General features: G+C 65.7%; 17 protein-coding genes. 10 read left to right on the forward strand and 7 right to left on the reverse strand.

Annotated elements, in window-relative coordinates; genetic code table 11:
- Positions 1-151: 151 nt before the first annotated feature.
- On the reverse strand, positions 152-1,672 hold the full coding sequence (locus tag AAIO73_RS09525; protein WP_345878038.1) for a fumarate hydratase: 1,521 nt from the start codon (positions 1,670-1,672) through the stop codon (positions 152-154).
- 117 nt (positions 1,673-1,789) lie between these two features.
- Between AAIO73_RS09525 and AAIO73_RS09530 the strand changes: the two genes are divergently transcribed.
- The 6 genes from AAIO73_RS09530 (at position 1,790) to trhO (ending at position 11,661) form a co-directional block, all read left to right on the forward strand.
- Complete coding sequence (locus AAIO73_RS09530; protein ID WP_345877615.1) at positions 1,790-3,838, forward strand: EAL domain-containing protein; 2,049 nt, start codon at positions 1,790-1,792, stop codon at positions 3,836-3,838.
- A 52-nt stretch (positions 3,839-3,890) separates the two neighbouring features.
- Complete coding sequence (gene ligA, locus AAIO73_RS09535; protein ID WP_345877617.1) at positions 3,891-6,029, forward strand: NAD-dependent DNA ligase LigA; 2,139 nt, start codon at positions 3,891-3,893, stop codon at positions 6,027-6,029.
- Positions 6,030-6,182: 153 nt separating this feature from the next.
- Complete coding sequence (locus AAIO73_RS09540; RefSeq protein ID WP_345877620.1) at positions 6,183-8,669, forward strand: TonB-dependent receptor; 2,487 nt, start codon at positions 6,183-6,185, stop codon at positions 8,667-8,669.
- A 147-nt stretch (positions 8,670-8,816) separates the two neighbouring features.
- On the forward strand, positions 8,817-9,917 hold the full coding sequence (locus AAIO73_RS09545) for a sensor histidine kinase (RefSeq protein ID WP_242117166.1): 1,101 nt from the start codon (positions 8,817-8,819) through the stop codon (positions 9,915-9,917).
- Positions 9,914-10,726 (forward strand): LytR/AlgR family response regulator transcription factor, encoded by an 813-nt coding sequence (locus AAIO73_RS09550; RefSeq protein WP_056506582.1) that lies wholly within the window; start codon positions 9,914-9,916, stop codon positions 10,724-10,726. The genes AAIO73_RS09545 and AAIO73_RS09550 overlap by 4 nt, the downstream gene beginning before the upstream one ends.
- The gene (trhO, locus tag AAIO73_RS09555) at positions 10,726-11,661 is read left to right on the forward strand and encodes an oxygen-dependent tRNA uridine(34) hydroxylase TrhO (RefSeq protein WP_345877625.1); all 936 of its coding nucleotides are present in this window, start codon (positions 10,726-10,728) and stop codon (positions 11,659-11,661) included. Before AAIO73_RS09550 ends, trhO begins: the two co-directional genes overlap by 1 nt.
- Positions 11,662-11,754: 93 nt before the next feature.
- Here the strand turns inward: trhO and AAIO73_RS09560 are convergent, their stop codons facing one another.
- Both AAIO73_RS09560 and AAIO73_RS09565 read right to left on the reverse strand, forming a co-directional pair.
- A complete protein-coding gene (locus tag AAIO73_RS09560) occupies positions 11,755-12,042 on the reverse strand; it encodes a DUF3297 family protein (protein WP_345877627.1) in 288 nt (95 codons plus the stop codon).
- Between the two features lie 74 nt (positions 12,043-12,116).
- Entirely contained in the window at positions 12,117-12,548 is a 432-nt protein-coding gene (locus AAIO73_RS09565; protein WP_345877628.1) for a hypothetical protein, read from the reverse strand.
- Positions 12,549-12,691: 143 nt separating this feature from the next.
- On the opposite strand from AAIO73_RS09565, the gene AAIO73_RS09570 reads away from it, so the two are divergent.
- Positions 12,692-13,090, forward strand: coding sequence for an EVE domain-containing protein (locus tag AAIO73_RS09570; protein ID WP_345877629.1), 399 nt, complete (start codon positions 12,692-12,694; stop codon positions 13,088-13,090).
- 290 nt (positions 13,091-13,380) lie between these two features.
- Here the strand turns inward: AAIO73_RS09570 and AAIO73_RS09575 are convergent, their stop codons facing one another.
- On the reverse strand, positions 13,381-14,661 hold the full coding sequence (locus tag AAIO73_RS09575; RefSeq protein WP_345877630.1) for an MFS transporter: 1,281 nt from the start codon (positions 14,659-14,661) through the stop codon (positions 13,381-13,383).
- Between the two features lie 393 nt (positions 14,662-15,054).
- Positions 15,055-15,840 carry a 2-keto-4-pentenoate hydratase gene (locus AAIO73_RS09580; protein ID WP_345877631.1) on the reverse strand — a complete coding sequence of 262 codons (786 nt, stop codon included), beginning with the start codon at positions 15,838-15,840 and terminating at the stop codon, positions 15,055-15,057.
- A 118-nt stretch (positions 15,841-15,958) separates the two neighbouring features.
- Here AAIO73_RS09580 and AAIO73_RS09585 point away from each other — a divergent pair, with 118 nt between their 5' ends.
- Together AAIO73_RS09585 and AAIO73_RS09590 are read left to right on the forward strand one after the other, a co-directional pair.
- Complete coding sequence (locus tag AAIO73_RS09585; RefSeq protein WP_345877632.1) at positions 15,959-16,990, forward strand: LacI family DNA-binding transcriptional regulator; 1,032 nt, start codon at positions 15,959-15,961, stop codon at positions 16,988-16,990.
- A gap of 198 nt (positions 16,991-17,188) precedes the next feature.
- Complete coding sequence (locus AAIO73_RS09590) at positions 17,189-18,733, forward strand: carboxylesterase/lipase family protein (protein WP_345877633.1); 1,545 nt, start codon at positions 17,189-17,191, stop codon at positions 18,731-18,733.
- Here AAIO73_RS09590 and AAIO73_RS09595 read toward each other — a convergent pair.
- Entirely contained in the window at positions 18,730-19,818 is a 1,089-nt protein-coding gene (locus AAIO73_RS09595; protein ID WP_345877636.1) for a ThuA domain-containing protein, read from the reverse strand. The genes AAIO73_RS09590 and AAIO73_RS09595 overlap by 4 nt on opposite strands.
- Positions 19,815-21,194: a pectate lyase family protein gene (locus AAIO73_RS09600; RefSeq protein WP_345877637.1), complete on the reverse strand. Its 1,380-nt coding sequence runs from the start codon at positions 21,192-21,194 to the stop codon at positions 19,815-19,817. The genes AAIO73_RS09595 and AAIO73_RS09600 overlap by 4 nt, the downstream gene beginning before the upstream one ends.
- Before the next feature lie 231 nt (positions 21,195-21,425).
- On the opposite strand from AAIO73_RS09600, the gene AAIO73_RS09605 reads away from it, so the two are divergent.
- A complete protein-coding gene (locus AAIO73_RS09605; RefSeq protein WP_345877639.1) occupies positions 21,426-24,269 on the forward strand; it encodes a TonB-dependent receptor in 2,844 nt (947 codons plus the stop codon).
- The last annotated feature ends 23 nt before the right edge of the window (positions 24,270-24,292 follow it).

Consider the following 24,292-nt stretch of genomic DNA (forward strand, 5'->3'; position numbering starts at 1 on the left):
GGCGCCTTGCTTGCGTCTCCATGTCACGCCCAACTCAGCCTGCGCTCCTGCTGATCCTGCGCTGCCAAGCATGGGACGAGGTCCCGGATCAGGTCCGGGGCGGCAGGGTGGGAGGGAATGTAGCGCGCCGCCCCCGCCCCTCTCCTCTCGATTACGCCCCCTCGAGCAACCGTTCCTTCGCGATCTTCTCACGCCATACCAACGGCGCCAGGTGGTGGACATTCTGCCCCTCGCTATCGACCGCGACGGTTACGGGGAAATCCTGCACCTCGAATTCGTAAATCGCTTCCATGCCGAGGTCCTCGAAGCCGACGACCTTCGACCCCTTGATCGCGCGCGCGACAAGGTACGCCGCACCACCGACCGCCATCAGATAGGCCGACTTGGCCTCGGCGATTGCCTTGGTCGCATCGCCGCCGCGTTCCGCCTTGCCGACCATCGCCAGCAGCCCCTGGTCGAGCATCATGCGGGTGAACTTGTCCATGCGGGTCGCAGTGGTGGGGCCGGCCGGGCCGACCACTTCCTCGCCGACCGGATCGACCGGTCCGACATAATAGATCACGCGCCCGCGGAAATCGACCGGCAGCTCCTCGCCCTTGGCCAGCATGTCGGCGATCCGCTTGTGCGCGGCATCGCGGCCGGTCAGCATCTTGCCGTTCAAGAGCAGTCGGTCGCCATGCTTCCACGTCGCCACCACATCCGGGGTCAGCGTGTCGAGATCGACACGGATCGCCGCCTTGTCCGGCGTCCAGTTGACGTCGGGCCAGTCGGCGAGGTTCGGCTGCTCAAGATAGGCCGGACCGCTGCCGTCCAGCGTGAAATGCGCATGGCGGGTCGCGGCGCAATTGGGGATCATCGCCACCGGCTTCGACGCGGCATGAGTCGGCCAGTCGAGGATCTTGACGTCGAGCACGGTCGACAGCCCGCCCAAGCCCTGCGCGCCGATGCCGAGCGCGTTCACCTTGTCCATCAATTCGATGCGCAGCGCCTCGACATCGGTCTGCGGTCCGCGTGCCTTCAACTGGCCCATGTCGATCGGAGCCATCAGCGATTCCTTTGCGAGCAGCATCGCCTTTTCGGCCGTTCCACCGATGCCAATGCCGATCATACCCGGCGGGCACCAGCCGGCACCCATTTGCGGAATCATCTCCAGCACCCAGTCGACGATCGAATCGCTGGGGTTCATCATCTTGAACTTGGACTTGTTTTCGCTGCCACCGCCCTTGGCCGCGACATCGACATGGACCTTGTCGCCCGGCACCATTTCGACGTGCAGCACCGAGGGCGTGTTATCCTTCGTATTGCGCCGGGTGAACGCCGGATCGGCGAGGATCGACGCGCGCAGCTTGTTTTCGGGGTGCAGATAGGCGCGGCGGACACCCTCGTCGACGACCTCCTGCAGCGACCGCGGGCTGTCGAGGCGGCAATCCTGCCCCCATTTGACGAACACGGTGACGATGCCGGTATCCTGACAGATCGGGCGATGCCCCTCCGCACACATCCGGCTGTTCGTCAGAATTTGCGCAATTGCGTCCTTGGCAGCCGGTGACGTTTCGGCAGCATAGGCCTCACCCAGCGCGCGGATATAATCCATCGGGTGATAGTAGCTGATGAATTGCAGCGCATCGGCGACGCTGTCGATCAGATCGGCTTCGGTGATGGTGACGGTCATCTGCGGGTCCATATCGGTCATTTTCCACACTGCCCTACAGGCAGGAAGCGGCGCCTTGCAAAGAATTCGTTCACGATGCGCCGCTATCGTCGGCACCATACGGAAAGGGACGGGCAGTTGGCGATCGATGGAATGAAGGCGGCGTTGCGATCGTGGGTACAGCGGCCCGACGATTCGACGCGCCTGCTCGACGACCGCGCCGCACGACTGGTGCGAGAGGCGGAGGAGCATAGCCCGAACTGGTTCTGGCAGACCGATCGCCACGGCCGCGTCGCCTATCTGAGCGACAAGATCGTACGCGTGTTCGCCGCCGCCGATATCGATCCGGTCGGCGCCGCGCTGACCGATCTGCTGCGCATCGCCGGCGCCGAATCCGGACCGGACGATTCGGAACGCACCATCGCCTTTCACCTCTCGGCCCGTACCGCCTTCACCGATTACGCCGTCACCCCCGCCCTTGCCGGCGGGCAGGACCGGAGTTGGAGCGTATCGGGCAGCCCGTTCACCGATCCCTACGGGCGGTTCGAGGGGTTCGTGGGCACCGGCACGGACATGGCGGCGGTGCGGCAATCGGATGCGGAAATCACCCGCCTCGCGCTGTTCGACAGCCTGACCGGCCTCGCCAACCGACAACGGATGCGCATCGCGCTCGAACAGACGCTGGCGCAACCCGGCTATGACGGCACCGCGCTGTTCCTGCTCGACCTCGACCGGTTCAAGGCAGTCAACGATACGCTCGGCCATCCGGTCGGCGATGCGCTGCTGAAACAGGTCGCCGAACGGCTGTTGCGCGTCGTCGGCGATGCCGGGCTGGTCGGGCGACTGGGCGGCGACGAATTCCAGGTCGTCCTGCCGCGCATGGGCAACCGGACGCAGATGGCGACGCTGGCGCAGGCGATCATCGCGTCGCTGTCGCAACCCTATTTCATCGGCGGCAATTCGGTGTCGATCGGCTGTTCGGTCGGCATCGCCGTGTCGCCCGACGACGGGGCGACGCCCGACGTGCTGGTCAGCCATGCCGACCTCGCCCTCTATGCCGCAAAGGGTGCCGGACGCGGCGTCCACCGTTTCTTCCACGAGGCGCTGCTCGAGGATAGCCGGTCGCGCCAGCAAATGGCCGACGACCTGCGCGTCGCCCTGTCGCGCGACCAGTTGCGCATCGTCTATCAACCGGTCGTCGCGCTCGACGACGGCCGGATCACCGGGTTCGAGGCGCTAGTCCGCTGGGAACATCCGACCCGTGGCACGCTGGCCGCGCAGGAGTTCCTCGGCGTGGCGGAGGAATGCAAGCTGATCGAGGCCATCGGCGAGTGGGTGTTGCGCACCGCTTGTCACGACGCGGCGTCATGGACGGGCGACACGCGCCTGTCTGTCCAGTTGTCGGGCGCGCAGTTCGCCAATCCGTCGTTCCCGGCGGTCCTGACGAACGCGGTTGCGCGGTCGGGAATGCCCGCCGAACGGCTGGAACTCAGCATCGCCGAGGCGAGCCTGCTGCGCGACATGCGTCATGCCGTCGCGACCTTCGCGGCGTTGCAGGGGGTCGGCATCCGGCTGGCGCTCGACGATTTCGGGGCTGGACAGGCATCGATGTCGTGCCTGCGCCGCCTGCCACTCGACCGGATCAAGCTCGACCGTTCGTTCGTGCGGGGGGTCAGCGATCCCGAAGGGCGCAACGCCGCAGTGGTCCGCTCGATCGTGACGCTCGCCGACCTGCTCGGCATCGCGACTACGGCTCGGGGCGTAGAATATCATGACGAGCTGGCGGTGCTGCGCGATCTCGGCTGCACCGAGGTCGCCGGGCCAGTCTATGGCCAGCCCATCGATGGAGCGACCGCCACCACGCGGCTGCTGCGCGAAGGCGGCGCGCTGGCCCCGCAGGGACCGAAGGCGGAACGTGCGACGCGGACGCGGATGCTGCGCTCGACCACGATCGAAGTCGATGGCCGCCGCCGCCCGGCGCGCATCCGCGACCTGTCGACCACCGGCGCGTTGATCGATCTGGTCGATTTCAGCGAAAGCGCGATCGGATCGGTCATCCGCATCGACACCGGCGGCGGCCACTGGTCCGCAGCGACAATCCGGTGGGCCGAGGACGGTCGCGCCGGGCTGCATTTCGACCGCCCGATCGTCGTCGAACGCCGCATGACCATCCGCCGCAAGGAATAGCGCGCCGCCTTCCCCTTGATCGCCCGCCCGGACAGCGGGTAGCGATCGGGGAATGACCACCGCCCCCCTGCCCGCCACCGACGCCGAAGCCGCCGCCGAACTGGCCGAACTGGCCGAACGGATCGCTGAGGCCGATGCCGCCTATCACGGGGCGGACGCGCCGATCCTGACCGATGCCGATTACGACGCGCTGGTGCGCCGCAATCGCGACGTCGAGGCGGCGTTCCCGGCGCTGGTCCGCACCGATTCCCCCTCGCTGCGGGTCGGCACTGCGCCGTCGGGGCATCTCGCCAAGGTTGCGCATGCCCGGCCGATGCTGAGCCTTAACAACGCCTTTGCCGACGAAGACGTCGCCGAATTCGTCGCCAGCGTCCGCCGCTTCCTGCGCCTGTCCGACGACGAGGTGGTGGCACTGACCGCCGAGCCGAAGATCGACGGCCTGTCCTGTTCGCTCCGCTATGAAGGGCGCAAGCTGGTCCGCGCACTGACCCGCGGCGACGGGGCGGTGGGCGAGGACGTGACCGCGAACGTCGCGACCATCGCCGACATTCCCCAGACCCTGCCCGCCGCCGCGCCCGGCGTGTTCGAAGTGCGCGGTGAGGTCTATATGGCGAAGGACGATTTCGCCGCGCTCAACGCCCGGCTGCTCGCCGATGCGGTCGACCCGGCCAAGGCACGCCAGTTCGCCAACCCGCGCAACGCCGCCGCCGGTTCGCTCCGACAAAAGGACGCCGCCGTCACCGCGTCGCGCCCGCTTAAATTCCTCGCCCATGGCTGGGGAGAGGTCGCCGCCCTTCCCGCCGATACCCAGGCCGGGGTCGTCGCCGCGCTCAAGGACTGGGGTTTCCCGATCGCCGACGCGTTCCAGCGCTGCGACGGCGCGGCACAGGCGCTTGCCGTCTACCGCGCGATCGAGGAGAGCCGTGCCGACCTGCCCTTCGATATCGACGGCGTGGTCTACAAGCTCGACCGGCTCGACTGGCAGGAGCGGCTCGGCTTCGTCGGCCGTGCCCCGCGCTGGGCGATCGCGCACAAATTCCCTGCCGAACGCGCGCAGACCACGTTGCGCGACATCGATATCCAGGTCGGCCGCACCGGCGCGCTGACCCCGGTCGCCCGGCTGGAGCCGGTGACGGTCGGCGGTGTCGTCGTCACCAACGCCACGTTGCACAATGCCGACGAGATCGAACGGCTGGGCGTTCGCCCCGGCGACCGCGTGATCGTGCAGCGCGCCGGCGACGTCATCCCGCAAATCGTCGACAACCTGACCCGCGACGAACCGCGTGCACCATGGACCTTTCCTACCGAATGCCCCGAATGCAGCTCGCTCGCCGAACGCGGCGAGGGCGAGGTGGTCGTGCGCTGCACCGGCGGCCTCGTCTGCCCGGCGCAGCGGGTCGAACGGTTGATCCATTTCGTCTCGCGCCACGCCTTCGACATTGCCGGGCTGGGGCTGGTCCGGGTCGAGGAATTCTTCCGTGACGGGCTGATCGCCTCTCCCGCCGATATCTTCCGCCTGCACACCCATCGCGAGGCGCTGGTCCAGCGCGAGCGCATGTCGGACCTGGTGGTCGACAAGCTGCTGGCGGCGATCGATACGCGGCGCACGATCGGCCTCGACCGTTTCCTGTTCGCGCTCGGCATCCGCCATGTCGGCGAAGTGACCGCACGCGACCTCGCCCGGCGCTATGGCACGATCGATGCGTTCCTCGAAATGCTCGAGCGCGCGCTGGCGGTCCGGGCGGAGACCGTGCCCGCGATCGGCGAGAATGACCGCAAATTCGTGCTGCGCCGCGGTCGTGCGCTGGTCGCCGCGGTCGAAACCGCCGGCATCGGCCCGGAAGTCGCCGACGCGCTGCTCGCCTTCTTCGCCGAGGAGCATAACCGCGCGGTGGTCGACGATCTGCTGAGCGAAGTCTCCCCCCTGCCCGTCGAGCACAAGGCCGTCGCCTCCGAACTGACCGGCAAGACCGTGGTCTTCACCGGCAAGCTCGAAACGCTCAGCCGCGACGAAGCGAAGGCGCAGGCCGATGCGCTCGGCGCCCGCGTCGCCGGGTCGGTTTCGAAAAAGACCGACCTGGTCGTGGTCGGCGCCGATGCCGGATCGAAACGGGCCAAGGCCGAGGAACTAGGCGTCCGCGTCATCGACGAAGCCGCATGGGCCGCAATGGTATCTGCCGCGACGACGTGATGTTTTTGCAACGCATCAAAACAGACTGATGCCCCCGCTTTCGGTTGTCGCAAAATAGAAATATGGGACGTCCATTGGCGCCGGGACGGTGAACGACACCGCCTGAACCAGCGTAACGAGTCGCGCCACCCATTTGCGATTCCAAGGGGACCTATGAACACCAAGCTCTATGCCGGCGTGGCCTTTGCCGCGCTCCTGCTCCCGGCCTCGGCCTTTGCGCAGTCGACCGGCTCGCAGGACTTCGAAGACCAGGAAATCGTCGTCACCGGCACGGCCGATCGCGATGTCGGCGGCATTCGCATTCCTGATTCGCCCAAGGCGAAGATCGAGGTGAGCCAGGAACTGATCCAGGTTCAGCAGCCCGGCCAGAGCGTCAATCAGATCATCAACCTGGTCCCCGGCGTCAGCTTCACTAACAACGATCCGTTCGGTTCGTCGGGTGGTTCGTTCACCATCCGCGGCTTCGATTCAAGCCGTATCGCGCAGACGTTCGACGGCTTGCCGCTGAACGATTCGGGCAACTATGCCCTCTATTCGAACCAGCAGCTCGACCCCGAACTGATTGAGAACATCAACGTCAATCTGGGCTCGACCGACGTCGACAGTCCGACCGCGGCGGCGGTCGGCGGCACCGTCAACATCAACTCGCTGCGCCCGTCGAACGAACTCGGCGCGTCGCTGGTCGCCAGCTACGGCAACATCGTCGCCGACGGCGCGGGTGACCGCCCGTTCCACCGGGTGTTCGGCCTGATCCAGACCGGCGACTTCACCGGCAAGGGCACGACCGCATGGGTCGCCGCGTCGACCGCCTATAACAAGGCTAGCTTCTCCAACTACGGCCGCATCGAGAAGCAGCAGTATAACGCCAAGATCCGTCAGGAAATCGGCGGCAATGGCGACTTCGTCTCGATCGCCGGTCACTATAACGAGAACCGCAACAACTTCGGTGGTTCGCCGCTGTCGGCCAACTCGTTCATCGGCACTGCCGGGTCGCTGCAGGCCAACAAGCGCAGCCGCTTCTACAACATCGCCAACGGCTATCCCTGCCAGACCACGACCGGCATCAACGGCCGGGCCGACACCGCCAATGGCTGCGGCAGCGATTTCGAACGGCGCTTCAACCCGTCGAACACCGGCAACGTCCGCCTGAACTCGCTCTTCCACCTGACCGAAGCGCTCTCGCTGTCGGTCGACGGAGCGTACCAGTATGTGAAGGCAAATGGCGGCGGCACCGGCGTCGCACGCGAAGGCTTCTATTCGTCGGGCAGCGCAACGAACCTTACCGGCGTGTTCGGCGGCAATTATTTCTATGGCCGCGACCTCAACGGCGACGGCGACGTGCGGGATCAGGTCCGCATCCTGAACCCTAGCCAGACGCGCACCGACCGCTACAACGCGATTGTCAACCTCGCCTATGAAATCGATCCGGCGAACCGCGTCCGCGTGTCCTATTCGCTCGACACCGCGACCCATCGCCAGACCGGCGAAGGCGGCTTCCTCTACAGCAACGGCGAACCCTTCGACGTCTTCCCGTCAAACGACCCGCTCGAGGATCTGAACGGCAACGTCCTGCAAAAGCGTGACCGCCGCTCGGTCGCGACGCTGCACCTCGTCGCCGCCGAATATCGTGGTCGCTTCTTCGACGACACGCTGACCGTCCTGGTCGGCGGCAGCGGCCGCTTCTTCACGCGTGACCTGAACCAGTATTGCTTCACCACGGCGAGCAACGGCAACGTTGATTGCCCGGCCGGTGCGGCCAACACCACCGCCTATGCTGCGGCGTTCCCGTACAGCGTCGCCGCCAATGGTCGTCCGACCGGCGCCGCGGCACCGGTTTCGCGCACGCTGAACTACAACCAGTTCACGCCGAACGTCGGCATGACCTACAATTTCACCCCGGCGTTCAGCTTTGCGGTGAACTATGCGCGCAACGTGTCGGTCCCCGGCACCGATCCGCTGTACAATTCGCTGTACGCGCCGGCGAACACCGATGCCGCCAACCCGGCTGCCGAAACCTCGCACAGCTTTGACGCAGGCTTCCGCTATACGTCGAGCAAGGTGCAGGCCGCGGTCTCGCCCTGGTATTCGCAGTACAAGAACCGCCTGGTTTCGGCCTACAACATTACCTGCGACTGTAACGTCGACACCAACCTTGGCGACGTGAAGAAGTACGGTGTCGACGCCAGCATCTCCTACCGTCCGGTCCGCGACCTGCTGTTCTACGCCTTCGGTTCGTACATCGGCTCGGAAATCCTGAACGACGTCCGTTCGGGGACGTCGACCTTCTTCCCGACCGCCGGCAAGCGTGAGCGCGGCGCCCCTGAATGGCTGGCAGGTGGCCGGGTCCAGGGCACGCTGGGCGACTTCCAGCTCGGCGCGCAAGCGAAGTACACCAGCGAGCGCTTCTTGAACGACATCAACACGGTGGAATTCAACGGCTATACCGTCGTCGATCTCGACCTGCGCTACTCGCTGGCCAGTGTCGGCCTGCCGAAGACCGCGTTCCAGCTGAACGTGACGAACCTGTTCGACGAATTCTATGTCGGCTCGTTCCCGGGCAGCCTGACCGGCGCCGGCACGGCGTTCGTGAACTTCGGCCCGCCGCGCGCGGTCATCGGTTCGCTGATCGTCGGCTTCTAAGCCCGCCCGTCCAGCGCGACGAACGAACCGCCGTCCCGGCAACGGGGCGGCGGTTTTCGTTTGGGGCGCCTTCGGCTAAAGCCCGGTTCCCATCCCGCCCCCGCCGCGATATGACGACGTCCGGGGGCAACACTTGCGACGGAGCGCATGACGCTTAAGCCCGCCATTTTCTCGCGCCCCTTCTTCGAACAGAAGAACCGCGCCTTCTGGCTGCTGCAGGCCGCCGGCTGGACCGGCTATCTGATCCTGCGCTCGGTCTCGACGCTGTCGAACGCCGCCTCGCTCAAAAGCGTACTGGCCAATATCGTCGAGGTCATCGTCGGTTATTGCCTGACGCTGCTGATGAGCGTGCTCTACGGCTATTACCGGTCGTTGCCGCGCGTGCCGGCGATCTTCCTGACGCTGTGCACCCTCTCGGCGGCGACCTTCGCCTATTCGCTGATCGACGCGTTCGTCTTCACCTTCATCCGCAACGTGTCGCCCGATGTCAGCTTCTCGCTGGTGCTGGGCACGCTGTTCATCAATTTCACCGTGCTGGCAGGCTGGTCGGCGGCCTATTTCGGCATCAACTTCTATCTGGTCGTCGAACAGCAGGTCGACGAGATGCGGATGCTGGAGATGCAGGCCTCGACCGCGCAGCTTGCCATGCTACGCTATCAACTCAACCCCCATTTCCTGTTCAACACGCTCAATTCGATCTCGACGCTGGTGCTGCTGAAACAGACCGAGAAGGCGAATGTGATGCTCAGCCGCCTCGCCTCGTTCCTGCGCTACACGCTGGCCAACGAACCGACCGCGCATGTCACGCTGGAGCAGGAGGTTGAAACGCTGAAACTGTATCTCGATATCGAAAAGATGCGGTTCGAACATCGCCTGCGTACCGAATTCGATATCGACGCCCGCGTGATGCACGCGCGGCTGCCGTCGCTGCTGCTGCAGCCGCTGGTCGAAAACGCGATCAAATATGCGGTGACCCCGCAGGAGGATGGCGCCGATATCGCCATCACCGCTCGACTGGCCGGGGATCGGGTGCAGATCGCCGTTTCCGATACCGGCCCCGGCTTGATCGACGGACCGAAGCGGCCGACGCTTTCCACCGGTGTCGGCATTCAGAATATCCGGGACCGGCTGGCGCAGGCATATGGTCCCGACCATCGGTTCGACACCCGTTCGGGCAACGGGGGCGGGTTCGTGGTCGAGATCGAACTGCCGTTCCAGACGCAAGACGTTACCAAAGAGGCTGCATGACCATTCGTACCATCCTTGTCGACGACGAATCGTTGGCGATTCAGGGCCTCGAACTACGCCTGCAGGCGCATGAGGATGTCGAGATCATCGACAAATGCCAGAACGGCCGCGAGGCGATCCGTTCGATCAAGACCCACAAACCCGATCTCGTCTTCCTCGACATCCAGATGCCGGGGTTCGACGGCTTCTCGGTCGTGCAGGGACTGATGGAGGTCGAACCGCCACTGGTGGTGTTCGTCACCGCATACAGCGACCACGCGATCCGCGCCTTCGAGGCGCAGGCGGTCGATTATCTGATGAAGCCGGTCGAGGAATCGCGCCTTGCCGACACGCTTGACCGCGTGCGCCAGCGCCTGTCCGAAAAACGCGGCCAGGCCGAGGTCGAGAAGCTCAAGGAAGTGCTCGCCGAAGTCGCTCCCGACACCGCGGCGGAAATGGAAGCGGCCGATGGCGGCGGCGACGACGCGCACGGCGCCAACCGCTTCGAAAAGCTCATTAACATCAAGGATCGCGGCCAGATCTTCCGCGTGGATGTCGACACGATCGAAATGATCGAGGCGGCGGGCGATTACATGGTCATTAACACCGGCGACAATTCGCTGGTGCTGCGCGAAACGATGAAGGACCTCGAAAAGCGGCTCGATCCCCGCCGGTTCCAGCGCGTCCATCGCTCGACCATCGTCAACCTCGATCTCGTCAAGCAGGTCAAGCCGCACACCAATGGCGAATGCTTCCTGATCCTCGAATCGGGGGCGCAGGTGAAGGTCAGCCGCTCGTATCGCGACGTGGTGGCGCGCTTCGTCCACTAATGGCCGAAATCACCGTCGCGGCGCTGTACCGCTTCGTTCCGATCGCCGATCCGCAGGCCGTCCGCGACGCGATGGAGGCGGTACTCGACCGTGCCGGCATTCGCGGCACGCTGCTGATCGCGTCCGAAGGCGTTAACGGCACCATCGCCGGCAGCGCGGACGGCATCGCCGCCGCGCTCGCCGCGATCCGTGCCCTGCCCGGCTGCGAGGACCTTGCGCCGAAGTTCAGCGCCGCCGACACCATGCCCTTTCACCGGCTGAAGGTGCGAGTGAAGCGCGAGATCGTGACGATGGGCGTGCCCGGAACCGATCCCACGAAGATCGTCGGCACCTATGTCGCGCCCGCCGACTGGAACGCGCTGATCGCCGACCCGTCGACCGTCGTGATCGACACCCGCAACGCCTATGAGGTGAAGGTCGGCACGTTCGCGGGCGCGGTCGATCCACGGACCGACAGCTTCCGCGACTTTCCCGACTGGTTCCGCGCCAACCGCGACACGCTATTGGCGGGCAAGACCCAGGTCGCGATGTTCTGCACCGGCGGCATACGCTGCGAGAAATCGACTGCCTTTCTGAAGAGCGAGGGCGTCGACGCGGTCTACCACCTCGACGGCGGCATCCTGAAATATCTGGAGGAAGTGCCTGCCGACCAAAGCGCATGGCAGGGCGAGTGCTTCGTGTTCGATGAACGCGTCGCCGTCGGCCACGGTCTGGCGCAAGGCACCCATGATCTGTGCCGCGGCTGCCGCATGCCGATCAACGCCGAAGACCGCGCCTCGCCGCTGTTCGAAGAAGGCGTGCAATGCCCCGCCTGCGCCGGTACCCGCGATGCGGCAACGCTCGCGGCAAAGGCGGAACGCCACCGGCAGGTGAAGCTCGCCGCCGAACGCGGCGAACAGCATGTCGGCAAGCGGATGGAGCGCGAAGAAAAATGACGGCACCCCAGCGCAGGCTGGGGTCTTCCCGGAATCAAGCGCGCTGCTTACCGCAGGAGGCCCCAGCCTTCGCTGGGGCGACGTCCGAACGCGTCAGGCGTCGTCGCCCTTGGCTGCTTCGTCAGCAGCTTCCTCGCCCTCGGCTGGCGTCTGGAAATAGGCCTCGACCGGCCCGGTCAGCTTGATGGTCAGCGGCTGCCCCTTGCGATCGACCTTCTTGCCGAGCGCGACGCGGATCCAGCCTTCGGAAATCGAATATTCCTCGACATCGTTGCGCTCGACACCCTTGAAGCGGATGCCGATGCCGCGCTCCAGCACGGGCTGGTCGAAATGCGGGCTGCGCGGATTGATCGAGAGGCGATCGGGGGGCGTATCAGTCATGGGCGCGGCCCATGCCGCAAAACGCCGCGCGCGCCAAGTGCAAAGGGCGGGAGGATCACCCCCGCCCCCTGCCGTCAGTTACAGACCCGGACGCGCACCGTCTGGTCGTAATAGGGGTCGTAGCGCCGCTCGACCCAGCACCGCCGATAGTCATTGTAGCGATAGGCGTAATAGCCGTCGTTCGGATAGAATCCGCGCTGACGATAGAAACGATCGTCATAATCATAGGCATAGCCGCGATCGCGATAATAGCGGTCGCGATAGCGCCGGTCGTTCGCGCTCGACGCCAGCGCCGCGCCGATCGCGAGGCCGGCGATCCCGGCGACGACGGCCGCCCCGCCATTGCCGCGATTGCGGTTCCAGCCCCGGTCCCAACCGCGATCATAGCCGCGGTCCCAGCCACGATCGTAACCGCGACGCCACTGCGCCTCGGCCGGGGCGGCAGCGGTCAGCGCGGTCGCCGCCAACGACAGCCCCAGGCCCGCCTTGGTCAGCAAGGTCTTCATGCCAATCTCCTCAACATGCGTGGGGGCCGTGCTGCCCCTTGTCACGTCGACGCACCTGCGCCGATGGTCGGGTCATGGCAGACGGCGACTGAACCGATGCGGAATGCTATATTCACCCGCGGTTTATCGTGAAGGGCAAGGCGATGGCATATTGGCTGCTGAAATCCGAACCCGACAGCTATGGCTGGGACGATCTGGTCCGCGACGGCGGCACCGAATGGGACGGCGTGCGCAACCACGCCGCCGCGAAACATCTGCGCGCGATGGCCGCCGGCGACCGCGCGCTCTTCTATCATTCGGGCAAGGACAAGGCGGCGGTCGGCATCGCCCGCATCGCGCGGACGGCACAGGCGGATGGCGACGAGGGCTGGGTATCGGTCCTCGTCGAACCCGACCATCCCCTGCCGCGCCCGGTGACGCTCAAGACAATGAAAGCGGCGGAGGGGTTGCAGGACATGGCGATGCTGCGCCAGTCGCGGCTGTCGGTGTCGCCGGTTACGGAAGCGGAGTGGAAGGTAGTGATGGGGTTGGCCAAGGACTGAACTCGCCACGCTCCAACCCATTCCCCCAAGCACCCCGTTCGGTTCGAGCAGCTTCGAGCGAAGTCGAGAAGCGTCCGTCGAGAACGGGTTGCCCCAAACGGGGTGTTCTCGACCGACGCTTCTCGACAGGCTCGAAGCTGCTCGAACCAAACGGAAATGAAAAGAACCCGTTCGTCCTGAGTAGCCGCTGAGCTTGTCGAAGCGGCGTATCGAAGGACCGACGTAGGTGCTTCGATACGAGCCTTCGACTTCGCTCAGTCTCTACTCAGCACAAACGGAAGCGGGGAGTCTCAAGCCCCCTCCACCCGCGCCAACCGCGGCGACAACACATGCACCAGCAGCAGCGCCACGAAATACGCCGACCCCGCCACGAAGAACAACGGCGCGTAACTGCCGATCCCGTCCAGCACGTAACCGGCATATTTCGCCATCAACATGCCGCCGACCGCACCGACCGTCCCGCCGATCCCGACGACCGACCCCACCGCCGCGCGCGGGAACAGGTCCGACGGCAGCGTATAGAGATTCGCCGAAAACGCCTGATGCGCCGCCGTCGCGATCCCGATGACCAGCACCGCCACCCACAGATTGTCGATCGACTGGGCGAACAGCACCGGCAGAACCGCGATCGCACAGACCAGCATCGTCACCTTGCGCGCATAATTGACGCTCCGCCCCCGCGCGATCAGCCGCGACGACAGCCATCCGCCGGCAACGCTGCCCAGATCGGACAAGAGATAGATCGCGACCAGCGGCGGCCCGAAACTCAGCAGGTCGAGATCATAACGATCGCCCAGATAGCCCGGCAGCCAGAACAGGAAGAACCACCAGATCGGGTCGATACAGAATTTGGCGAGCGCATAGGCCCAGGTCTCGCGCTTCGCGATCAGCCGCCGCCATGGCAGCGGCTGCACCGGATCGGCCGGGTCCTGTTCGATCCATGCCAGCTCGTCCGACGACACCCTCCGATGCTCGCGTGGGCTACGATAGAATATCAGCCACGCGATCAGCCAGACGAAGCTGACCACGCCGGTCACCACGAACGCCATCCGCCAGCCATAGGCCACGGTCAGTAGCGGCACCGCCAGCGGCGTGATGATGGCACCGACATTGGCCCCGGCATTGAACACACCGATCGCGAACGCGCGCTCCTTTGCCGGAAACCATTCGGTCACCGCCTTGATGCCGGCCGGGAAATTGCCCGCCTCGCCGACGCCGAGGCCAAAGCGCGCCATCGCGAACTGCGTCACGCTATACGCGCCGCCATGGGCGATATGCGCGACCTGCCAGATGACGAAGGCGACCGCATAGCCCATGCGCGCGCCGATCACGTCGACGATCCGCCCGAACCCGATATAGCCGATTGCATAGGCCAGCTGGAAAAAGAAGATGACGTTGGCGAAGTCGGTCTCGGTCCAATTGAGATCGCTCGACAGCGTGGGCTTGAGCACGCCGATCATCTGCCGGTCGACATAATTGATGACCGTCGCCATGAACAGCAGTGCGACGATCCCCCAGCGATACCGTCCGGCCCGCCCTGCCGCGCGCTCGATGCCGTCAGCCTCAGCCATTATCCGCCTCCTCTTGCCTGTTGCGATCGGCCTCCCGACCGATGTTCATGCGCCCCCTTGTTCGGAGGTCTTTCTTGGATACGCTCCGCCTACCATGGGGCGGTCCGTGCCGCCCAATATCCGAACATCGGCCGCGTGCCGGCCAAGCAACCTACGGACGGATCACCGCCCTCCCCCATCGTCACTCCGGGCGCACGGCGGGACCTCTACGAACCTATTTTCTCGTACCCCGGCGAAGGCCGGGGTCCAGTTGGGAAGGCTTTTGCGCACCTTACCGACGTCACCGCAACTGGACCCCGGCCTTCGCCGGGGTATGACGAGTTTCAAGGTGATCGAGGGACTTTCGCAGAGGTCTCGCGCAGGGTCGAGGTGGCGAAGAGCGGGACTCGTCCATCAGCCACCGACCCGCGCCGCCACGATCCCGCACGCCACCCGCATGTCGCCGAAATCCGCCGCGAACCGCTGCCCGGGCGCGATCTGATGCACCCCGGTGACCGCGCCCGACGACACCCATTGTCCCGGCTCCAGCGTCCGCCCGCGCGCCGCCAGACAATCGACCAGAAACGCCACCGCCCCGATCGGCCCGTCGAGCATCGTGCGCGCGCTCGCCCGTCCCACGACCGTATCGTCGATCCGTGATTCCACCGCCCAGTCGAGGAACGACAGGTCCCGCCATCCCGGCACTTCCTCACCGATCAACAGCCCGAAATTATTGCCGTAATCGCTGATCGTCACCACCGGCCCATCGGCGTTGATCCCCGGATAGGGCGAACTGGCGATCTCGACCCCGACATGCACCGCATCGACAAGGTCCAGCGCCTGATCGAGCGTCAAGCCGGACAGCCCGGCCGACGACCGTCCGATCCGCACGCAATATTCGGCCTCGGCCGCCGCGAACCCGGCGGCGATCACCGGCAGGGCTTCGGTCTCGGTTCCAACCACCTGATCGACGAAGATCGGCCCCGCCAACCGGTTGCTGCCCAGCGTGGCGTCGAGCGGCGCGTTGATTCGCCCGACCTTCCACCCGATCACCTGCCGGCCGTCGATCGCGATCGCCCGGTCCTGAATCGCATAGGCTTCCGTCAACGTCGTCGGCCGCTCCCCCGGATAGGTCGGCAGGGCGCGTGCCTGCTGCCGCGCGCCGACGAAAGCGTGCGCGATCCGATCGCGATTATCCATGCCCCTGGCCTCTCTCATTACCTGCGGATGGGTAACGGAAACCGGTGTCAGTCACAAGGGTACAAAATCGACAATGCGGGACATTGGCGGACGCTACGACCCGAGCTATCGCTGCCCCATGAAGAAAAGCGGCCAACCGACGATCAACGACGTCGCCCGACTTGCCGGTGTCTCCAAAAAGACGGTCAGCCGCGTCATCAACCAATCGCCTTTGCTGAATAACGACACCCGCGAAAAGGTACAGGCGGTCATCGCCGAGCTGGGCTATATCCCCAATCCACAGGCACGCGCGCTGGCGCTGCGCCGCAACTTCCTGATCGCGCTGATCCACGACAACCCCAATGCGCAAATGGTGTTGCGCGTGCAGCAGGGGTTGCTGGAGGTGTTGCGCGACACCGAATTCGAATTGCTGGTCCACCCGGTCGATCGCGGCGCGCCGGACATGCGCGACGAAATCCGCCGCTTCCTCGAACGCCAGCGCCCCTATGGCGTCATGCTGTTGCCGCCTATTTCCGAAAACGACCTGCTCGCCGACCTTTGTACGCAAATCGGCTGCCGCTATGTCCGCATGGGTTCGGCGACGTTCGACGATCCCGCGCATATGGTGTCGTCGAACGATCGCGAGGCGGTACGTGGTGCGATCGAACATCTGCTTGCCGCGGGGCACCGCCGCATCTGCATGATCGCCGGCCCGCACGGCTTCCGCTCGGCATTCGAACGGCAACAGGGCTATGAGGAGGCGATGGAGGCCGCCGGTCTCGGCGTCCAGCGGACATGGATCGCGCAGGGCAATTACCAGTTCGAATCGGGGATGCGCGCCGCCGAACGGCTGCTCGACCTGTCGCCGCGTCCGACCGCGATCTTTTCCTCCAACGATGAAATGGCGGCGGGCGCGCTGCATATCGCCCGCCAGCGCGGGCTCGACGTGCCCGAGGATCTGTCGATCGTCGGCTTCGACGACACCTCGATCGCCTCGCACCTCTGGCCGCCACTCACAACCGTCCGCTGGCCGATCGCGACCATGGCCCGCGCTGCCGCGCTGAAGCTGATCGGCGAAGATGATGACGAAGACGCCACTGAACCCGCTGAACCGACCATGTTCGTCTCGACCCTGATCCGCCGAGCCTCGGTCGCCAAGCCGCAGCCGTGACTTGCAGTAGCGAATGACACCGATTACCCTCCGGCGGGAACGATAAATCCCAGCCCTTCCCGTTCGTGCTGAGTAGGGACTGAGCTTGTCGAAGGTCCGTATCGAAGCACCTCGCCGCGAACGATCCTTCGATACGCTGTTTCGACAGGCCTGATAGCTACTCAGAACCAACGGGTTGGGCCGGATCGGAGAGGCTCCATGACCCCATCGACCACCCGCCGCGACCTGATCGCCGGTGCCGCCGCACTCGCGCTGGCCCGCCCTGCGCGTGCCGCACCCGCCGACCCGGTCGTCACCGCCCCCGCCGGCGGCTGGCGCGGCAGTACCGAAGCTGGCATCCACGTCTTTCGCGGCATCCGCTACGGCACCGACCCCAGCCGCCAGCGTTTTCAACCGGTTGGCGCCCCCGCCCCATCGCGAGAGATACAGGCCGCAACCGAATTCGGCCCCTCCTGTCCGCAACGCGCCAACATCGGCAACCAGAAGGAGGATTGCCTGTTCCTCAACGTCTGGACGCCCGACGCCCGCGCCGGTGCCGACCGTCCGGTCATGGTCTATCTCCATGGCGGCGCCTATTCGAACGGCACGGTCGTCGAACCCCAGGTCTTTGGCCATCATCTGGCCGCGTCGGGCGATGTCGTGGTGGTGACCGTCAACCACCGGCTGAACGCATTGGGCTATCTTTATCTCGCCCGGCTCGACCCGCGCTTTCCTGACAGCGGCAATGTCGGACAACGCGATCAATTGCTCGCACTGGCATGGATACGTGGCAACATCGTCAACTTCGGCGGCGACCCGAACCGCATCATGCTGTTCGGCCAATCGGGCGGCGGTGCGAAGATCGCGACCCTGATGGCCATGCCGGCTGCCAAGGGCCTGTTCCACGCCGCCGCGACGATGAGCGGCCAACAGGTCACCGCCTCCGGCCCCCTCAACGCCACCCGCCGCGCAGAGGCCTTCCTGACCCGCCTGAAAGCGACCCCGGCCGAAGCCGCCATCCTCCCCGTCGCCCGCCTGATCGACGCGCTCGACGCTGAAGACCCGATTCTCGGCGGCGGCGTCTATATGGGTCCGGTCCTCGACATGCGGTCGCTCGATCGCCATCCCTTCTGGCCCGACGCCCATCCGCAAGGCCGCGATATCCCGCTGATTTTGGGTAATACCCGCGACGAAACCCGCGCCTTCCTCCCCCTTGACGCGCCGGTTCTGCGCGGGCTGAACTGGGACAATCTGGCGGCGCGCATGGCTCCGCAACTGCGGATCGACGCCCCGCCCGAATGGGTCGTCGCCCAGTATCGCCAACGCTTCCCGACCCTCTCCCCGACCGACCTGTTCTACGCCGCGACCACCGCCGCACGCAGCTGGCGCGGCCAGGTGATCGAGGCGGAACAACGCGCCGCCGCCGGCGTTCCGGCCTGGGTCTATCAGCTCGACTATAGTTCGCCGCTCCGCCCCGGCGGTGGTGCCGCGCATACCGATGATATCCCGCTGGTCTTCGGCACGCTCGACGCCCCCGGCGCGGTCTGCGACACCGGCCCCGCCGCCCGCGCCGTGTCGCAGCGGATGCAGGCCGCCTTCGTTTCGTTGGCAAGGCACGGCAATCCCGGCGGAAACTGGCCGCGCTACACCCTGCCCCGCCGCCAGACGATGCTCTTCGACACCGTCAGCCGCGTCGTCGACAACCCGCGCGGCTGGGAACGCGACCTCTTCGCCCGCTTCCCCTATATCCAGCCGGGAACCTAACGCACCGGCGCAGCCAGCGGATAGGCGACGACCAGCGCCAACGGCTTCGTCCCCCGCTGCGCGATCCCGACGGTCGCACCACTGTACAGATACACCGTCGTCCCCGCACCGACGCGCCGGTTGACGCCGTCGCTCGTCACCTCGCCCTCACCGGCCACGACCTGATACACCTCGTCATGGTCGATCCGATGCAGTCCGATAGCCGCGCCCTTGTCGAGCGTCCGGCGGCGGAACTCCATCGTCCGGCCGGGGACACGATCGGTGATCCGCCACGCCGTACCCGAACCGATCTTCCCATGCGGCGGTGCCTCCGCCACCTGCGTCGAGGCTTCGTCGATCACGACCATTGCCGGCGCCTTTGCCCGCCCCGCCGCCCAGTCGAGCGCCCCGCCGACATGCGCCAACAGGCGGGGATCGGCCCAATTCTCCTTGCGATGGCCAAGACCGGTATAGAAGACCCGCCCTTGCCCGACACGATGCGCCCACGCCAGCGGCTTGGGGTTCACGTCGCTCGCCCCGATTGACTGCGGATCAAAGGTCAGCAGCGAATCGAGATCGGTCGACAGGTCGCGAAAGCCATACCACTCGTCGGGAATGCGGAACCGGTCGGGCAGGCTGTCGATCGCCGGATGGCGCTGCGCCGACCGCGTCACCTCCGCCTCCGGCACCCCCGGCGGATGTTGCGCGAAGCGGCCGCCGATCATCTTGGCATACCACGGCCAGTTATAGTGCGAGTCCGCCGCGGCATGGATCGCGACCACCCCGCCACCACCCTCGACATAACGTTGCAGCGCGTCCCGCCGCGGCCCGACGAACCATTCGGTCTCGGCCCGCTTGGGATCGGTGGTCGTCGACACCAGCACGATCGCGGCATAGTCCATCGGCCTGTCGAACACCGCCGGATCGTCGCTCGCCACCGGCTCCAGCCCGCGTTCGCGTGCCAGCCGGTCGATCGCGGCGACGGCGGTCGGGATCGAATCATGCACGAACCCCGTCGCGCGGTGGAACAGCAGTACCCGCGGCGCTGCGACCGCCGGGACGGCGCACAGCAGCGCCACCACCGCGACGACGACCCGCCGGATCATTGCCGCATCGCCCGGTCGCGTGCCGACAGCGATTCCTGGATCGGCCCCTTCTGTCCCGGATAGCGTCCCGATTTCGGCTCCATCGTGGTAAGATCCCATTCCGCTTCGACAAAAGGCGCCGTGGTCGGCACCGGATGCGGATATTCACTTACTTCGCGTTCGTCGTCGATCACCTTTCCGCGCCCCTCGGCCACGAAAAACAACACGCGGATATCATCGGCGTCGCGGTCCCAGGGCCGCGCCCCGGCATTGGCCAGCACATGCGTCTCGACGTCCTGTGCGGGCAGCACAGGCAGCCCTGCGGGCCACACCGGCGGCGTCTTCACCTCGATCAGCTTGGCGCGGGTCACGCCATAGCGCCCGAACATCGGCAGCGGATTGCCATGCTGATCGACCGCGACATTGTCCCGCCCGTGATAGCGCAGGTCGCCATCGCCGCCGAGCATCAGGAACGGCAGCCCGGCATCGGTCGACGGCCCGCCGCGCATGACGTTGCCGACCGCCGACAGCTTGCCCTCCTGATATGCGTGCCCCGCCCATTCGAGCGCCATGAGATTGTAATGCACCGCACGCTTGGCGGGGTCGTAGATCAGGTTGTTGACCACCGCCGCCTGCACCCCGCCCTTCAGCAACGGGCTGCGCTCGACATTATGCGCGTACACGTTGCGCCAGATCAGGATGCCGGTCGCGTTGTCGTGGATCAGCGATCCCTTGCTATGCTCGCCCTTCGGATGGCTGGCGTCGGCCAGCCCCTCTGCCAGCAGATTGTAGCTGAAGGTGATGTCGTGGCTGGTGCCGCGTCGCCAGTCGTCGGGGGTCGCCCCGTCGAAGCGCGGCCCCGAGGCGGACAGGTTTTCATCGAGCGCCCAGGTCATCGTGCAGTGATCGACGATGACATTGTGCGCCGACACGGTGTTCATCGCATCGACCTCCCACCCCGAACGCTTGGGCTGCCCGTCCAGCCCCGGCCGCACGCGAAGATGCCGGACGATCACGTCGTGCGCGCGGATATCGATGCCGCCGCGGATCAGCGTGATGCCGGGCGACGGCGCGGTCTGCCCGGCGATGGTCAGAAACGGCTCGGTGATGGTCAGCGTCGAACGGCCGAGATCGATCACTCCGCCGACCTCGAACACGACGATGCGCGGCCCCTTCGCCTCCAGTGCGGCCTTGAGCGATCCGGGCCCGTCGGCCGCCAGCGTCGTCACGCGCAGGATACGCCCGCCGCGCCCGCCGGGCGTTACCGCTGCCCAGCCCTGTGCGCCGGGAAAGGCGGTCGCGGCAGTGGCCGCCGGGGCAGTCTGCGCGGCGGCCGGCAGCACCGCGCTCGTGATCGACAGCAGGCCGCCAAGGGCCAAGCAGGTCAGTCGGTTCATGAATTTTCCTCTCCGCGCGCTTCTTGACAGCTTCGTCGTGACGGCACAATGTCGCGTTGACACCGGTTTCTCAAGCCGAAAACGGCAAAACTGGAATCCTGGGGTTCAAAAGGTGCCGCAGGGTAGGTTCGACGGCGGTGCGGAGCAATATTTCCGCCTCGCCGACCAGATGATGAGATCGGGCACAAACAAATTGCGCCCGGTGTCATCATGACAGGGAGAGGGTTTGCAATGCAATTTCACCACCGCCGCCATATCGTCCGCGCGCTGCTGGCCGCCACGTCGCTCGTCACGCTGACCGCCACCGCCCATGCGCAGGACGCTGTCCCGACTGCAACCGACCCGGCACCGACTGCCACCGAGGATGCCGAGGCCGAAATCGTCGTCACCGGGTTTCGCGCGTCGCTCAACGCCGCGCTGAACGTGAAGCGCCAGTCGGTCGGCGCAGTCGACGCGATCGTTGCAGAGGACATCGCCAAATTCCCCGACCAGAACCTCGCCGAATCGCTGCAGCGCATTCCCGGCATCGCCATCCAGCGTGACGGCGGCGAAGGCCGCGCGATCACCGTCCGCGGCCTCGGCGCGCAATTCACCCGTGTCCGCGTCAACGGGCTGGAGACGGTCACGACGTCGAGCGACGGCGCATCGGCCAATCGCGACCGGTCGTTCGATTTCAACGTGTTCGCCTCCGAACTGTTCAGCTCGATCGTCGTCCACAAGACCGCATCGGCCGATCTGGACGAAGGGTCGCTGGGCGCGGTCGTCGACCTGAACACCGGCAATCCGTTGGCCGGCAAAACCGGCCTGACCGTCGCCGCATCGGCCGTCGCCAATTACAACGACCTGTCGAAGACGGTCGGTCCGCGCTTTGCCGGGTTGATCGGGTGGAAGTCGCCCGACGGCACACTCGGCGCGTCGATCTCCGCCGCCTATCAGGACACGCGCACCAAGGAGATCGGCAACAACACCGTCCGCTGGGCGCAGGCGCGGTTCGATTCGGTCGATGGCACGCGCTGCTGGACCGCACCGAACCGGGGCGGCACGTACATCGCCGGTGCAGCGTGCGACCGGGCCGCCCTGTCCTTCCACCCGCGTATTCCGCGCTATGGCGAGGTCGAGCATAGCCGCGAACGGCTGGGCCTGACCGGCAGCGTCCAATGGTCGCCGACCGATGCGACCAAGGTGTCGATCGACGGCCTCTATTCGCGCTTCCGCGCCGACCGCCGCGAGAAATGGGGCGAAGTGCTGTTGCGCTCGAACGAGCGGCAGATCGACGTGCTCAACCCCACCTATGACGACAATAACAACATGGTCTCGGCGACGCTGAACGATGCGTGGGTCCGTACCGAACATTATTTCCGCCAGTCTCAGACCGAATTCTACCAGATCGGCGGTACCTGGGATCAGGACGTCAGCGACAAGTTCCGCTTCACCCTGCTCGGCGGTGTATCCAAATCGGATGCCAGCGTGCCCGTCGAAACGACGTTGGTGTTCGACGATCGCGACGCGCAGGGCTATCGCTACGATTACAGTAACAAGAATGCGCCGCTGCTGGCGTTCGGTACCAGCGTCACCGATCCCGCCAATTTCCAGCTCGCCGAAATCCGCGACCGCCCATCCGACGTGGTCAACCAGTTCAAGACCGCACAGCTACGCACCGAATGGGACGTGGCAGAGGGGTTCCAGGTTCGCGCCGGCGGCATGTGGCGGCGCTACGACTATGACATCACTGCCTTCACCCGCGACACGGCGGTCTGCGGCAATGGCGGGCGCGATCTGGTGCTCGGCACGATCACCTGCTCGGCGAGCACGGCCTTCGGTCCCACCGCCGTCTATGGGTTCCAGGCGACCAACGCGCTGTCCGAACTGTTCACGCTGCGGGGGTCGAACGCGCCCTCGGGTACGTCGCTGCAATGGCTGATCCCCAATTTCGACGCGGTGACCGGCTTTACCGGCCTCTACGATCGCCCGCTCGCGCTCGACGTCGGCAATAATCGCGGCGTGGTCGAGGAGACCAAGGGCGGTTATCTGCAATTCGATGCCAAGGGCACCGTGTTCGGCCTCGAATATGCCGCCAATGCCGGCATCCGCTACGTCCGCACCGATCAGTCGTCCTATGGCATCAACAGCGGCGTCAACGTCACGGTGAAGCGCGATTACGAGGACTGGCTCCCCTCGATGAACGTCGCGCTCTACCCGACCAGCGACATCATCGTGCGCGGCGCGATCGCGAAGGTCATCACCCGCCCCTCACTCGGCAATCTGACGCCCGGTGGATCGGCGGATGGCTTCAACTTCCGGGTGACCAGCGGCAATCCGTTCCTCGACCCGTTCCGCGCGACCAATTACGATCTGGCCGCCGAATGGTATTTCGCGCCGCAATCGGCCTTCTCGGTCGCGCTGTTCCGTAAGGACGTGGCGAGCTTCCCGGTCGCGGTCGCGCGCAGCGGCACCTTCACCGAAACCGGTTTGTCGCCTTCGGTACTGGTGTCGTCGTCGCCCGCGGCGCTCAACCCTGCGCTGCAATCGCAGGATATCTGGACGATCTCGACCACCGGCAATGGTCAGGGCGCATCGCTCGACGGGATCGAAATCGCGTTGCAGGCGCCGTTCCGCTTCCTGCCCGGCGTGCTGCGCAATTTCGGCGGGATCGTGAACGCGACCTTCGTCCGGTCCGAAGCCGATTATACGCAACAGGGTCCGGCGACGACGCCCGGCGGCGCGCTGCCGACCGTTACCCGCACCGAGACGCTGTACAATGTGTCCAAGCGCCAGTTCAACGCGACGCTCTATTATGAAGACGACCGGTTCAGTGCCCGCACCTCGGTCGCCTATCGCGGCCCCTATGTCGATGGCGGATCGGGGACCGGCAATATCTTCGAAGGTTATGTCTCGATCGCCAATGTCGATGCGTCGATCCGCTACAAGCTGACCGACTTCCTCGAACTGTCGCTGGAGGGGACGAACCTGACCGATGCCTATCGCCGCCGGATCGTCGACGTCGATGCGCGCCGTAATTACGAGAATAATCACTTCGGCCGCACGCTGCTGGTCGGCGCGCGGGTGAAGATGTGAGCGGCCTTTCGCGGCGGGGGGTG

It is taken from the genome of Sphingomonas epibiotica (assembly GCF_039615155.1).
Taxonomy (GTDB): Bacteria; Pseudomonadota; Alphaproteobacteria; order Sphingomonadales; family Sphingomonadaceae; genus Sphingomonas.